Here is a 13505-nt window from a genome sequence, read left to right on the forward strand (position 1 = left end):
CTCCTGATCTTCACACGCAAAAGGCTCAAACACCGCCAATCGCGACTTGGGTGCAGGCTGAACGTAGGTCTCGCTCCGTGGGCCGAGCCGCATGGATGCGGCGAGAGCTGCCCCCCGCCATGGATGGCGGATGGCAACGGGCGCACGGAGCGAGACCGGAGTGAAGGAACCCTGACGAAGGAAGGGCCAAACCAGGAGCAAGCACCCTTGGTTACTTGGGGTGCTTTTCCAAGTAACTCGCCGAAGGCGAAATGTCTGCCCTTAGGCAGACGCTCTTGATCTTAGGAACACGCGCTAGCCCGGCAATCGAACGGTTTTCTTGTCGCCGGTAAACAACGCCCACGTCGACATAAACAGCGCCGCTACCATCGGCCCGATCACAAACCCGTTCAACCCGAATACCGCCATCCCGCCCAACGTCGAAATCAGAATAAGGTAATCGGGCATCCGCGTGTCCTTGCCCACCAGGATCGGACGCAACACATTATCCACCAGCCCGATCACGAATATCCCAAACAGCCCCAACACCACGCCCTGCCAGATCATCCCGCTGAGCAGGAAATACAGCGCCACCGGCGCCCAGACAATGCCCGCCCCCACCGCCGGCAGCAACGACAGAAACGCCATCATCACTGCCCACAGCAAAGCGCTCGGGATATCCAGCGCCCAGAAAATAAACCCGCCCAGCGCGCCTTGAGTCACCGCTACCACAATGTTGCCCTTCACCGTCGCGCGCACGACACGGGTGAACTTCAACTGCAAGCGGCGCTTCTGCGGCTCGGCCAGCGGAATCGCGATGCGGATCTTGCGTGTCAGCTCCTGGCCATCACGCAGAAAAAAGAACAGCAAGTACAGCATGATGAAAAAGCTGACAACGAAATCGAACGTGCCCTGCCCAAAGCTGAACGCCTGTGTGGCCAGGTAGTTGCTGCCTTGCATCGCGCTTTTGGCGATTTTGTCGCGCAGGCCGTTGAAGTCCCCCATGCCCAGGCGATCAAGCCAATGCTGCACGTAAGGTGGCAACAGGACTTTGAATTCAGCCAGGTATTTGGCGATGTCGAGCTGACCACTTTCCACATTCTTGTAAAGCGTCGCCCCCTCCTGAACCATCAGCGCCGCGATGACGATCACCGGCAGGATCGCGATGACCAGACAGATCGTCAGCGTGCACAAGGACGTCAGGTTGCGCTGCCAGTTGAAGCGGGCCAGAAGGCGGCGTTGCAGCGGCGCAAAGATGATGCCGAGGATCACCGCCCAGAACACCGCGCCGTAGAACGGCAGCAGGATCCAGATGAACGCGATGGTCACCAATACCAATAACAGCAACAGGGTTTTACTTTGTAGCGCGGTTTCGTTCATGTTCCTTCCATGTCATTACACCGCGCCAAACACACGGTCTGATGCTTAGTCCGCCAATCGCCGCAGGAGTGCCGCGCCTGAAGCGCAAGGTCAATGGAGGAAGTGCGGGCAGCGGGCCCCGAGCCTGGCCCGCCACCCCGGCCTAGATTCTGAACTGCCGGACCAACTGGCCAAGACGCTGATTCAGCTCCGTGAGATTGCGCGACGTGGAGGCGCTGTGGCGGGTTTCATCGGCCACGCTTTCGACCGCCACCGCGATCTGGTGAACGCTGCGATTGATCTCTTCCGCCACGGCCGTCTGCTCTTCTGCGGCGCTGGCAATCTGCGCGTTCATGGCGTTGATCGTGCCGATCAGCTGACCGATTGTGTCCAGTGATGCCCCGGCCTCATTAGCCCGCGCGGACGTCCCATCGCCCGCCTCGCTTGAGCGCCGCATCGCCTGCACCGCGCCTTGGGTGCCTTGCTGCAAGCGGTCGATCATGCCCTGGATTTCCTGAGTGCTTTGCTGCGTGCGGCTGGCCAGCGCACGCACTTCGTCGGCCACCACCGCGAACCCGCGGCCCGCTTCCCCGGCACGCGCGGCTTCGATGGCGGCGTTGAGTGCCAGCAGGTTGGTTTGATCGGCGATGGAGCGGATCACACCGAGCACGCCGACGATGGACGACACGTCATTCTGCAGGCTATCCAGAGAAGTACCGCTGTCGCGGATGTCGTTCACCAGCGCGTGAATCTGCTGGATGCTGCCGTCGACCACTCGCTTGGCCGCCTGACCTTCAGCATCGGTTTGCTGCGCCGCGACAGAGGCGCCCTGCGCGCTCTTCGCGACTTCCTGGGCCGCAGCCGACATCTGATTGATCGCCGTGGCGACCTGGTCGGTTTCATGGCGCTGACGCTCCATTGCCTGCTCGGAGCGCTGCGCCTGATCGGTCACCTCGCCCACCAGGCCAGTCAGCTGCGCGGTCATCTCGGCGATCTGCCGGACCAGGCCGTGAATCTTGTCGACAAAGCGATTAAACGACCCGGCCAGTTCGCCAAGTTCGTCTTGGGAGGTCACCGCCAGGCGCTGGGTCAGATCACCCTCTCCGGCGGCGATATCATCGAGATTGGCTTTCATCAGGCGCAGCGGCCGCAGAATACCGCCCGCGATCCAGAAACCCACCGCTGCGATAATCACCAATACCAGCAGCGTGATGCCAATGATGCTGACGAGCATATTCTGCCGGCGCTCGGACACATTCTTCTGCAGCTCTGCGACTTTGGCATCGATGTTATCCAGGTTGATCGACGACCCAAAGGCCATGTCCCATTTCGGCAGATACTCGGTGTAGCCCAGTTTCGGCACCAGTTCGCTCGACCCGGGCAGCGCAGAGGAATATTCCAGGTAATGGGTACCTGCTTTCGCCACGTCAACCAAGCCGGCATTAACGAAAACGCCTTTTGGATCGCGAGCGTCCTTGAAGCTCTTGCCGATGCCGTCGGGGCTATTGCCCTTGAACAACCGCACCGCCTGCGAGTCGTAGCCGAAGAAGTACCCGTCCTTGGCGTAGTTGACTTGGGAGAGCATCTTGATGACTTGCGCGCGGGCTTCCATGTCACCCGGAGCCGAGGCGTCATACAGCGGTTTGATGGTGCCCAGCGCAACAGCCACATAACTCTGCAACGTGGCTTTGGCCTCCGCGAGCAGGTGCTGGCGGGTTTCCTCGACTTCGCGCTTGCCCTGCTCCCGCAGCATGATGACGGTGCTGGCGCTGATGATCAGTGCGAACACCAACACGGGGAGCACGGCGAGCGAAAGTACTTTGGCTTTAAGATTTAGCCGCATAGAAGTCATGACCCTTTGTTTTTTTGCGTTGAGTCGTTGGGGTTCCTTAACGGTTAACGGCCCGGCGCACAAAAAGTTGAGGTCACGACGGTTGACGAACGCTTTCGGCCCCCGGCAGTTGCGGGCTGAGTCGCTCGGGCAGATCGATACGCACTTGCAGCCCACCCAAGGGGCTGTCCAGCAACTGAATGCGCCCGCCCCACGCCTCGACGATGTCCTTGACGATGCCGAGTCCCAGACCGTGGCCGGTCACTTGCTCGTCCAGACGATTGCCACGGCCGATGACTTCATCGCGATGCTGAAGAGGGATACCCGGGCCATCGTCGTCGATCAGCAGGCAGTAGCCATCAGCGCCTTTGGCGATGGTCAGCCTGATCTCGCTGTCGGCCCACTTGCAGGCGTTGTCCATGACGTTGCCCAACAACTCAAGGATGTCTTCACGGTCCCACGGCAGAAACAGATCCGCAGCGATCTCACTGCTCAGTTCCAGATGCTCGCCATGAATCATCCGCAATGTGGAGAACAGCCCGGGGATCTCCGCAGCACAATCAAACCGTGCGCCTGGCAAGGCATCGCCTGACAAGCGCGCTCGATTGAGCTCACGCTCAAGACGCTGCTGAATGTGCTGCAGCTGATCGCGCAAGGTGTCGCGCACGTGCGGGTGGCCCGCCAGCCTGTCGCCTTCGGCCAGGCTCATCAGCACGGCCAGCGGCGTCTTCAGCGCGTGGCCTAGATTGCCAAGGGCGTTGCGCGATCGTTTGAGACTGTCCTCGGTATGGGCCAGCAGATGATTGATCTGCGCAACCAGCGGCTCAAGCTCCACTGGCACTCGCTCATCAAGTTGCGAGCGCTGCCCTTGCTGCAGCTGGAAAATCTGTTCTCTGGCCCTTTCCAGCGGGCGCAAGGCGCGGCGAACGGTGACGCGCTGCAACACAAGAATCAAAACCAGGGCCATCAGCCCCAGCCCGAGACCGATGCGCTGGACCAGTGCGAAACTGTCCCGCACCGGGGTGTAGTCCTGAGCGACGGTGATAGAGACGGTCTGTCCGAACTTGCGGTAATCGGTGTGCAGCAGCAACAGCGATTGATCGGTCTTTTCCAGGGCAAGGTCGGCATGCAAGCCGGGCTGCCCGGGATGCGGCAACTCCAGATCCCACAACGAGCGCGAGCGCCAATGACCGTGGTCAACATCAATTCGAAAATAGTGGCCGGAATAGGGTCGCTGATAGCCCGGCGACAGCCGATGCTCATCGAGCTGCAGGCCGTCGGGGCCGCGCACCAAGGCCACTAGCAGCAGCTCGCTCTCATTGCGCAGGCCTGATTCCAGGTAACGCTGCAAGCCAACTTCGAAGAGCCACAGGCTGATCTGCGCCAGGACCAGTCCAACAACCAGCAGCACGCTGATCAGGCCCAGACTCAAGCGTCGCTGTATCGACCTCACTCGCCCGTCCCGGCAAAACGATAGCCTTGCCCGCGCCGCGTCTCGACCACGGCCCGACCCAGCTTGCGGCGCAAATGATTGACGTGGACCTCGATCACGTTTGAGTCCCGCTCGTTCTCCCCATCATAAAGATGCTCGGCCAGATGACTTTTGGAGAGAATCTGGCCGGGATGCAGCATGAAATAACGCAGCAGGCGAAACTCTGCAGCAGTGAGCTGGACTTCCTCCTCCCCGCGACTGACGCACTGGCGCCCTTCGTCCAGGTGCAGGCCAGCGGATTCGAGCTTGGGCTGATTGGCCAGACCTCGGACACGGCGAAGCAGCGCCTGTATGCGCAGCTGCAGTTCTTCGGGGTGAAAGGGTTTGGTCAGATAATCGTCGGCGCCGGCCTTGAGACCTTCGATACGTTCGGCCCAGGAGGCCCGCGCCGTCAGGATAAGTACGGGGGTGGACAGCCCGCCCGCGCGCCACTTCTGCAGCACCTCAAGCCCAGGAACGCCTGGCAGGCCGAGGTCAAGCACGATCAGGTCGTAAGGCTCTGTGGCGCCTTGATGAATAGCGTCGCGGCCGTCGGTCAGCCAGTCGATTGCGTAACCCTGACGGCCCAGTGTACTGATGAGCTCGTCCGCCAAGGGAACGTGGTCCTCAACCAATAACAAACGCATCAATCGTCTTCCTTGTCTTGCAACAGGCGGCTGTCACCGGCATCAAATTTGAGTTCGCGCACGACATGATCGGCGGTGAGAAGCTCGATCTCGTACACCAACGCGCCGTGCTTTTCTTCAAGTTCGGCTTCAAGCAGCTTGGAGCCGGGGTAACGTCCCAGTGCCTGATCGATGAACTGCTCAAGCGGCAGAATCACACCTCTCCTGCGCAGCTCAAGCACCTCGTCCTGATTCAGGTCCCGAGCCAGGCACGCGACGCTTGGGGCGACCGCACAGGCGGCCACCAGACAGTAAACGAAACGCTTGGCGGGACGCTTACTGGCGATCATCAGGCGTCCTGGTGGTCTTTAAGTATCTGGCCGCTGACGGCATCGACTTCAACGTCCCACTCCACACCTTGAGCATCTCGCAGTTCGATCTGGTAAACGTACTTGCCATATTCCTGTTCCAGCTCGGTGTCCGTGATAGTGGATTTCGGGTGCTTGGCCAACGCAACGGCGTTGAGCTTTTCAAAGGATTGAATAGTACCTGCATCCCGCAGTTTCAGCGCCTCGTCAGGACCAAGGTCTCGAGCCTGGACGTAACCTGCTGTGAAAGTGAATGCGGTGGCAGCGATGAAGGCAGTCAGAATTTTCATGGTGAATCTCCGTTGGGTTCTGGTTGGTTACGGAGCCCACCATAAACGCGCGAACTTAATTGAAGCTGAATTTATCTGGCTACGTGCCACTACCCTATCAACCGTCAGTCGATGAAAGCGGGATCCACGGTATTATTCGCCCCAGTCCGACCCCGGAGGGGCCATGAGCAACATTCACATCAAACACCCTTCATTGACTATCAAGGCCGGCAGGCGCGCGATGACGCGGATCAGGGAGCAAGGCCTGTCGCCGATTGACGTTGGCATTATCCCTGGCGCGGCGGGAGGCCCGAAAGCACTGGGCATTCAGGGCCTGGATCTGGCGCTGTTTGGCGAATGGCTCCCCCGAGCTCAACGGAAGCGATCATTGATTGGCGCTTCCATCGGTTCGTGGCGCTTTGCAAGCGCATGCCTGCCGGACCCCGTTGCAGGTCTTCAGCGACTTGGGCGTTTGTACAACGAGCAGAGCTTCGCCAAAGGCGTAACGATGGCGCAGGTCTCCCGCAGCTGTGTGACGATGCTCGATGCGCTTCTGCAGGCGGATGACGCACACGTCCTGGCGAATCCCCATTACCGTCTCAACGTAATGATCGTCAAAAGCCGGGGCTTGCTTGCCCGGGATCATCGCGCAGGGTTGAGTCTGGGACTGGGGACCGTCATCGCTGACAACCTGATCGGGCGCGCGCGCCTGTCACGGCATTTCGAGCGGCTGGTCATGCACGACCCACGCCTCGTCCCTCCCCTTCTGCCAATGACTGACTTTCCGTCTCATTGCTTGCCACTGGACACATTGAACCTGCGCCAGGCATTGCTGGCGTCAGGCTCAATTCCCATGGTGATGGAGGGCGTTGCAGAGATACCCGGTATCGGCGCAGGAATGTTCCGGGATGGCGGTCTGCTTGACTACCACTTGGATCTTCCATACAGCGGAAGCGACATCGTGCTGTATCCGCACTTCACCGACAAAATCATTCCTGGCTGGTTTGACAAGACACTCCCCTGGCGCAGAGGCGATCAGACTCGGCTTCAAGACGTCGTGCTGCTCTCGCCCTCCAAGGAGTACCTGGCTACGCTGCCCTACGGCAAGCTGCCTGATCGGAGCGACTTTAAACGGTTCGTAGGCAGGGATGCGGACCGGCAACGGTACTGGCGTGCTGCAATGGAGAGCAGTCAGCGGCTGGGGGATGAGTTCTTGGAGCTCGTGGACACGGGTCGTCTCGCCCAGCGACTGGAGCCTCTGGTTTAACCACGCCGCCAGGTCTGCCTGTCGCTCGCTAAACCATTACTGATAAACTCGCCGCTTGCATTTATCGCGCTGGCGATCGCCACTTCTCAAGGCTTATATCACCGTGGAAATTTTTAAAGAGTTTACGTTCGAGTCCGCCCATCGGCTCCCTCACGTGCCCGATGGGCACAAGTGCGGACGTCTGCACGGTCACTCCTTTCGTATAGCGATCTACCTACAGGGCGAACCCGATCCCCATACCGGATGGATTCGCGATTTCTCTGAGATCAAAACCATCTTCAAGCCTCTGTATGAGCGCCTGGACCACAACTACCTCAACGACATTCCCGGCCTGGAAAACCCGACCAGTGAAGTGTTGGTAAAGTGGATCTGGAAAGAATTGAAACCACTGCTGCCAGAACTGTCCGCTCTACGGATTCACGAGACATGCACCAGCGGGTGCGTGTATCGCGGTGACTGATCAGTGCTGGCAAAAGAAAGACCACCCTATCGGGTGGTTTTTTTGTAACCGTCCGGGCAACACACCTTCCTAACACCGTCGCTTGAGGCGATGGTGTCCACCTAAATTTAAGTGGACACCATTTTTAGCCTTTTTAAGCGGACGCCCATGCCACAAGAACGCCGTTCCTATTCAGAGTCCTTCAAGGCCCAGGTCATTGCTGAGTGCGCCCAATCTGACACTTCAATTGCCAATGTCGCCTTGACCCACAACCTCAATGCAAACCTCGTCCATAAATGGATTCGGGTGCATGCGCAGAAAAACCTGGCACTGCAAACTGCCTTCATCCCGGTCAATACTTCGCCGCCGGTGCCGATGCATCAGGCCCTTCTTGCCACGATCCGAATCGAAGTGCCGCATCCAAAAGGTGTAGTCGTGGTGAGTTGGCCGGCAGAAAATGCAGCGGCGTGTTCTGCTTTCCTGCGAGACCTGCTGCGATGATCCGCATCGACTCCATCTGGCTCGCCACCGAGCCCATGGACATGCGCGCCGGCACTGAAACTGCGCTGGCGCGGGTTGTGGCGGTGTTCGGTGCGGCGAAGCCGCACAGTGCTTATCTGTTTGCCAACCGTCGTGCCAATCGCATGAAAGTGCTGGTGCATGACGGAGTGGGGATTTGGCTTGCCGCCCGGCGTTTGAATCAAGGACGTTTCTTTTGGCCGGGCGTGCGGCACGGCTCTGAAGTCGAGTTGGATGCAGAGCAACTTCAAGCCTTGGTGCTCGGCTTACCTTGGCAACGCGTCGGTTCCGGAGGAGCCATCACGGTGCTCTAACTTGTCTGCCATGGCGCGCTTGCCAGCGCAATTGGCCCATCAGTCTATCGTCGCCACCAGCCCTCTCTGGCAAAATCGGCGGCATGACTTTGCATCCAAATCTCGATCAATTAAACCCTGAACAACTGCGTGCCCTGGCGGCGCAGTTGATCCAGCGCGTCGAGACAATGCACAAGCAAATCACCCATCACAAGTCGGTCAACGAGAAGCTGGCCCACGAGATCGCGCTGCTCAAGCGCTTCAAGTTTGCCAAACGCAGCGAGCAACTAAGTCCAGATCAGGCCAGCTTGCTCTATGACTTGATCAATACTGATATTGCCGCTATCGAAGCCGAGCTTGAGGCGCTGCAACCGACACCAGTCGAAGCCAAAATGCGCCAGCAACCTAAGCGCGCAGCGCTGCCGCCGCAATTTCCTCGCACGCTGATCCATCACGAACCGGACAACAGCCATTGCCAGTGCGGCTGTGCTCTCAAGCGCATCGGCGAAGATGCCAGTGAAAAACTCGACTACACGCCCGGCGTGTTCACCGTCGAGCGTCATATCCGTGGGAAATGGGCCTGCGAGCAGTGCGAAACGCTAATCCAGGCGCCTGTACCGGCGCACGTCATCGACAAGGGTATCCCGACCGTGAGCCTGCTCGCCCACGTCATGGTGGCCAAGTTCGCCGATCATCTGCCGCTGTATCGCCAAGAGAAAATCTTCGGCCGCGCCGGATTGCCTATCGCCCGTTCGACCTTGGCGCAATGGGTAGGCAACTGCGGCGTGCAACTCCAGCCGCTAGTCGATGCGCTGCGCGAAGCCGTGCTGACGCACGGCGTCGTCCATGCCGACGAGACGCCGGTACAAATGCTGACGCCTGGTGCGAAGAAAACTCATCGTGCTTACGTCTGGGCCTATGCCACCAGTCAGTTCTCCGACCTGGCGGCGGTCGTTTACGACTTCAGCCCAAGCCGCGCTGGCGAACATGCCCGAGCCTTCCTGGGTCGTTGGAACGGCAAGCTGGTCTGCGATGACTTTGCCGGCTACAAGGCAGGCTTTGAACTGGGCGTTACGGAGATCGGCTGCATGGCCCATGCCCGCCGGAAGTTCTTCGACTTGCACGCGACCAACAAGAGCCAGGTCGCCGAAAAAGCGCTGCACTATATCGCGGCCTTGTACGAAGTTGAACGAGAAGTCCGAGAGCTGGAGCCGGGTGATCGGCAGCGAATACGGCAGGAAAAAGCAGCGCCGATCATCGACGCACTTCATAACTGGATGATCGCCCAAAGACAGCTTGTGCCTGAGGGATCGTCCATCGCGAAAGCGTTGGATTACAGCCTCAAACGCTGGATAGCGCTGACGCGCTATCTCGATGACGGTGCTGTGCCCATCGATAATAACTGGTGCGAGAATCAAATCCGGCCGTGGGCTCTTGGGCGCTCAAACTGGCTGTTCGCTGGCTCGTTACGCAGCGGTAAACGTGCGGCGGCGATCATGAGTTTGATCCAGTCGGCGCGGCTCAACGGACATGATCCGTATGCCTACCTGAAGGACGTACTCACTCGCCTACCAACGCACCAGGCGAACGAGATCGATCTACTTTTGCCTCATAACTGGACTCATATTCATTCAAGGAGGCCCCGTATTGTCTGAGATCGCTCTTGTTGCCCGAAAGCATCAATCCAGAGGGTTGAACGAGCGGTTCATGGCTACAACCTCGCCATGACTGGCGTTGGCCCCGAGCTTTGCAAAGTGCTTGGGCAACTCATCTCGCTTCGCTGCTGCCTGCCCTTTAACAGCCATCAAAAGCGCTTTCTGCATAGTCGCCGCGTCATAGTCGCAGCAGTAGCTTGGTGTGGATGGTTGTTGCCTCCAGGACTCCTCAAGTGAACCTCCATCGACCGGGTCGAAGCCAGCTTCACTCACCAGAGACATTACTGTTTCTTTCGCTTTGGGATCGTCACCTGCCACAGCTGCTGCCAAGCGTCCTGGGCTACCCTTCGGAAGGCCTAGCTCTGCCAATGTATAAGCCAGCACGTTGTTGAAGCCCTTGATCACAGGCCGTCCAATCTGTTTGGAAACCCAGACGCTTTCAGTCATTCCGTCATCAAGTTCTGCAATGCGGGGGTCACGCAACCCAGGGTAGTAATTGCTGGTGTCCACCACAGGGACGCTGTCAGGTACGGAGCTGAACAGATCAGAAGGAAGGGCACTCAAAGCAGGTAGCGGTATGGACAGTACGACCAGATCGACCCCGTCGACCGCGCCCCTAACATCAACAGGTTCGGCGCCTATCTCTTCGGCAAATGCGCGCACTCCGTTGATGCCTTTCGAATTCGCGACGTGGATATCATGACCAGCAGCTTTAAGCTTACGAGCGATGGTGGCGCCGATGTTACCAGTCCCAATGATGCCAATTTTCATACCCTAAGCCTCATAATCGTGTGTCTTGAACCGATTCTAGAGCGCTGATGTAATAATGGTAAGTACCTACCAAAAGGTGGGTAACCCACCGTTGAGAAAGAAATGGAACGAGACTGGAATTGCAGTGATCCACAAAATCGCCGGAATTGGGCTGAGGCAACTACCGAGACGCTTCGCGTGTTGGAGGGGAAGTGGAAGATCATCATCCTGTGCCAGCTTTTCGCGGCGAAGGGGGCACTTCGGTTCTCGGATATAGAGAAGCTAATCGAAGGGATCAATCAGAAGATGCTGATTCAACAGCTCAAGCAGCTAGAAAGGGACGGCATCGTGTTGCGGACGGTGTACCCGCAGGTGCCTCCTAAAGTGGAGTACCGGCTCACGGATATCGGCCACGCACTCGGGCCCTCAATACAGGCATTGATAGAATGGGCGGAAATGAGGCGCAACTACGCCTGAGCGCAACCGTGCTTTGGAGCACTCACATGCCTCAGCATGCGGCGCTCCTCGACTGTCGAGGCGAGATCGCCGGACGCTTACGTTTTTTTTGACCTTGATTTAGCAGCTTTTTCGCGCTGCAAAAACAAAACCCCATCTGCTTTCGCAAATGGGGTTTCGGAATTTAATCTTGACGATGACCTACTCTCACATGGGGAAACCCCACACTACCATCGGCGATGCATCGTTTCACTGCTGAGTTCGGGATGGGATCAGGTGGTTCCAACGCTCTATGGTCGTCAAGAAATTCGGGTACTGACTCGTCCTCTCGAACGCTTCAGCAAATCGGTATGTGATCAAGGTACAGCTTGTGTGTTCGCAAACTTTCGTCTTCATGCGTCTTCACACACCGCAATCTGCTGTCTTTCTGCAGATTGCTTGGGTGTTATATGGTCAAGCCTCACGGGCAATTAGTATTGGTTAGCTCAACGCCTCACAGCGCTTACACACCCAACCTATCAACGTCGTAGTCTTCGACGGCCCTTCAGGGAACTCAAGGTTCCAGTGAGATCTCATCTTGAGGCAAGTTTCCCGCTTAGATGCTTTCAGCGGTTATCTTTTCCGAACATAGCTACCCGGCAATGCCACTGGCGTGACAACCGGAACACCAGAGGTTCGTCCACTCCGGTCCTCTCGTACTAGGAGCAGCCCCTCTCAAATCTCAAACGTCCACGGCAGATAGGGACCGAACTGTCTCACGACGTTCTAAACCCAGCTCGCGTACCACTTTAAATGGCGAACAGCCATACCCTTGGGACCGGCTTCAGCCCCAGGATGTGATGAGCCGACATCGAGGTGCCAAACACCGCCGTCGATATGAACTCTTGGGCGGTATCAGCCTGTTATCCCCGGAGTACCTTTTATCCGTTGAGCGATGGCCCTTCCATACAGAACCACCGGATCACTAAGACCTACTTTCGTACCTGCTCGACGTGTCTGTCTCGCAGTCAAGCGCGCTTTTGCCTTTATACTCTACGACCGATTTCCGACCGGTCTGAGCGCACCTTCGTACTCCTCCGTTACTCTTTAGGAGGAGACCGCCCCAGTCAAACTACCCACCATACACTGTCCTCGATCCGGATAACGGACCTGAGTTAGAACCTCAAAGTTGCCAGGGTGGTATTTCAAGGTTGGCTCCACGCAGACTGGCGTCCACGCTTCAAAGCCTCCCACCTATCCTACACAAGCAAATTCAAAGTCCAGTGCAAAGCTATAGTAAAGGTTCACGGGGTCTTTCCGTCTAGCCGCGGATACACTGCATCTTCACAGCGATTTCAATTTCACTGAGTCTCGGGTGGAGACAGCGCCGCCATCGTTACGCCATTCGTGCAGGTCGGAACTTACCCGACAAGGAATTTCGCTACCTTAGGACCGTTATAGTTACGGCCGCCGTTTACCGGGGCTTCGATCAAGAGCTTCGCGTTAGCTAACCCCATCAATTAACCTTCCGGCACCGGGCAGGCGTCACACCCTATACGTCCACTTTCGTGTTTGCAGAGTGCTGTGTTTTTAATAAACAGTCGCAGCGGCCTGGTATCTTCGACCGGCATGAGCTTACGGAGCAAGTCCTTCACCCTCACCGGCGCACCTTCTCCCGAAGTTACGGTGCCATTTTGCCTAGTTCCTTCACCCGAGTTCTCTCAAGCGCCTTGGTATTCTCTACCCAACCACCTGTGTCGGTTTGGGGTACGGTTCCTGGTTACCTGAAGCTTAGAAGCTTTTCTTGGAAGCATGGCATCAACCACTTCGTGTTCTAAAGAACACTCGTCATCAGCTCTCGGCCTTGAAACCCCGGATTTACCTAAGATTTCAGCCTACCACCTTAAACCTGGACAACCAACGCCAGGCTGGCCTAGCCTTCTCCGTCCCTCCATCGCAATAACCAGAAGTACAGGAATATTAACCTGTTTTCCATCGACTACGCTTTTCAGCCTCGCCTTAGGGACCGACTAACCCTGCGTCGATTAACGTTGCGCAGGAAACCTTGGTCTTTCGGCGTGGGTGTTTTTCACACCCATTGTCGTTACTCATGTCAGCATTCGCACTTCTGATACCTCCAGCAAGCTTCTCAACTCACCTTCACAGGCTTACAGAACGCTCCTCTACCGCATCACTTGCGTGATACCCGTAGCTTCGGTGCATGGTTTGAGCCCCGTTACATCT

Annotated in this window: 13 protein-coding genes and 2 rRNA genes (1 of these 15 cut by a window edge); 6 read left to right on the plus strand and 9 right to left on the minus strand. The window is 57.6% G+C overall.

The window, feature by feature from the left end; all coding sequences use genetic code 11:
- Window positions 1-294: 294 nt before the first annotated feature.
- The 6 genes from AC3ISG_RS17055 to AC3ISG_RS17080 all read right to left on the minus strand — a co-directional run bounded on the left by AC3ISG_RS17055 (window position 295) and on the right by AC3ISG_RS17080 (window position 5924).
- On the minus strand, window positions 295-1359 hold the full coding sequence (locus AC3ISG_RS17055; RefSeq protein WP_122536323.1) for an AI-2E family transporter: 1065 nt from the start codon (window positions 1357-1359) through the stop codon (window positions 295-297).
- A 142-nt stretch (window positions 1360-1501) separates the two neighbouring features.
- Entirely contained in the window at window positions 1502-3181 is a 1680-nt protein-coding gene (locus AC3ISG_RS17060) for a methyl-accepting chemotaxis protein (protein WP_205484228.1), read from the minus strand.
- A gap of 82 nt (window positions 3182-3263) precedes the next feature.
- Window positions 3264-4622 carry an ATP-binding protein gene (locus tag AC3ISG_RS17065; RefSeq protein ID WP_489297523.1) on the minus strand — a complete coding sequence of 453 codons (1359 nt, stop codon included), beginning with the start codon at window positions 4620-4622 and terminating at the stop codon, window positions 3264-3266.
- Entirely contained in the window at window positions 4619-5287 is a 669-nt protein-coding gene (locus AC3ISG_RS17070; protein WP_122536321.1) for a response regulator transcription factor, read from the minus strand. Before AC3ISG_RS17070 ends, AC3ISG_RS17065 begins: the two co-directional genes overlap by 4 nt.
- Entirely contained in the window at window positions 5287-5616 is a 330-nt protein-coding gene (locus tag AC3ISG_RS17075) for a PepSY domain-containing protein (RefSeq protein WP_489297524.1), read from the minus strand. The genes AC3ISG_RS17070 and AC3ISG_RS17075 overlap by 1 nt, the downstream gene beginning before the upstream one ends.
- A complete protein-coding gene (locus AC3ISG_RS17080) occupies window positions 5616-5924 on the minus strand; it encodes a PepSY domain-containing protein (RefSeq protein ID WP_122536319.1) in 309 nt (102 codons plus the stop codon). The genes AC3ISG_RS17075 and AC3ISG_RS17080 overlap by 1 nt, the downstream gene beginning before the upstream one ends.
- Window positions 5925-6087: 163 nt before the next feature.
- On the opposite strand from AC3ISG_RS17080, the gene AC3ISG_RS17085 reads away from it, so the two are divergent.
- The 5 genes from AC3ISG_RS17085 to tnpC all read left to right on the plus strand — a co-directional run bounded on the left by AC3ISG_RS17085 (window position 6088) and on the right by tnpC (window position 10076).
- Complete coding sequence (locus tag AC3ISG_RS17085; RefSeq protein WP_489297525.1) at window positions 6088-7170, plus strand: patatin-like phospholipase family protein; 1083 nt, start codon at window positions 6088-6090, stop codon at window positions 7168-7170.
- A 103-nt stretch (window positions 7171-7273) separates the two neighbouring features.
- On the plus strand, window positions 7274-7630 hold the full coding sequence (gene queD / locus AC3ISG_RS17090; RefSeq protein ID WP_265386528.1) for a 6-carboxytetrahydropterin synthase QueD: 357 nt from the start codon (window positions 7274-7276) through the stop codon (window positions 7628-7630).
- Between the two features lie 147 nt (window positions 7631-7777).
- A complete protein-coding gene (gene tnpA, locus AC3ISG_RS17095) occupies window positions 7778-8110 on the plus strand; it encodes an IS66-like element accessory protein TnpA (protein ID WP_065093823.1) in 333 nt (110 codons plus the stop codon).
- Window positions 8107-8442 (plus strand): IS66 family insertion sequence element accessory protein TnpB, encoded by a 336-nt coding sequence (tnpB, locus tag AC3ISG_RS17100; protein WP_489297526.1) that lies wholly within the window; start codon window positions 8107-8109, stop codon window positions 8440-8442. The genes tnpA and tnpB overlap by 4 nt, the downstream gene beginning before the upstream one ends.
- Before the next feature lie 83 nt (window positions 8443-8525).
- Window positions 8526-10076 (plus strand): IS66 family transposase, encoded by a 1551-nt coding sequence (tnpC, locus tag AC3ISG_RS17105; protein ID WP_489297527.1) that lies wholly within the window; start codon window positions 8526-8528, stop codon window positions 10074-10076.
- A 24-nt stretch (window positions 10077-10100) separates the two neighbouring features.
- Here the strand turns inward: tnpC and AC3ISG_RS17110 are convergent, their stop codons facing one another.
- On the minus strand, window positions 10101-10847 hold the full coding sequence (locus tag AC3ISG_RS17110; RefSeq protein WP_489297528.1) for an NADPH-dependent F420 reductase: 747 nt from the start codon (window positions 10845-10847) through the stop codon (window positions 10101-10103).
- Window positions 10848-10949: 102 nt separating this feature from the next.
- Between AC3ISG_RS17110 and AC3ISG_RS17115 the strand changes: the two genes are divergently transcribed.
- Window positions 10950-11303 carry a winged helix-turn-helix transcriptional regulator gene (locus AC3ISG_RS17115; protein ID WP_489297529.1) on the plus strand — a complete coding sequence of 118 codons (354 nt, stop codon included), beginning with the start codon at window positions 10950-10952 and terminating at the stop codon, window positions 11301-11303.
- 167 nt (window positions 11304-11470) lie between these two features.
- Here the strand turns inward: AC3ISG_RS17115 and rrf are convergent.
- A 5S ribosomal RNA gene (gene rrf / locus AC3ISG_RS17120) occupies window positions 11471-11586 on the minus strand.
- Between the two features lie 145 nt (window positions 11587-11731).
- Window positions 11732-13505: ribosomal RNA gene (locus tag AC3ISG_RS17125) — 23S ribosomal RNA — on the minus strand (it continues 1117 nt past the right edge of the window).

The organism is Pseudomonas sp. GL_135, assembly GCF_057834665.1.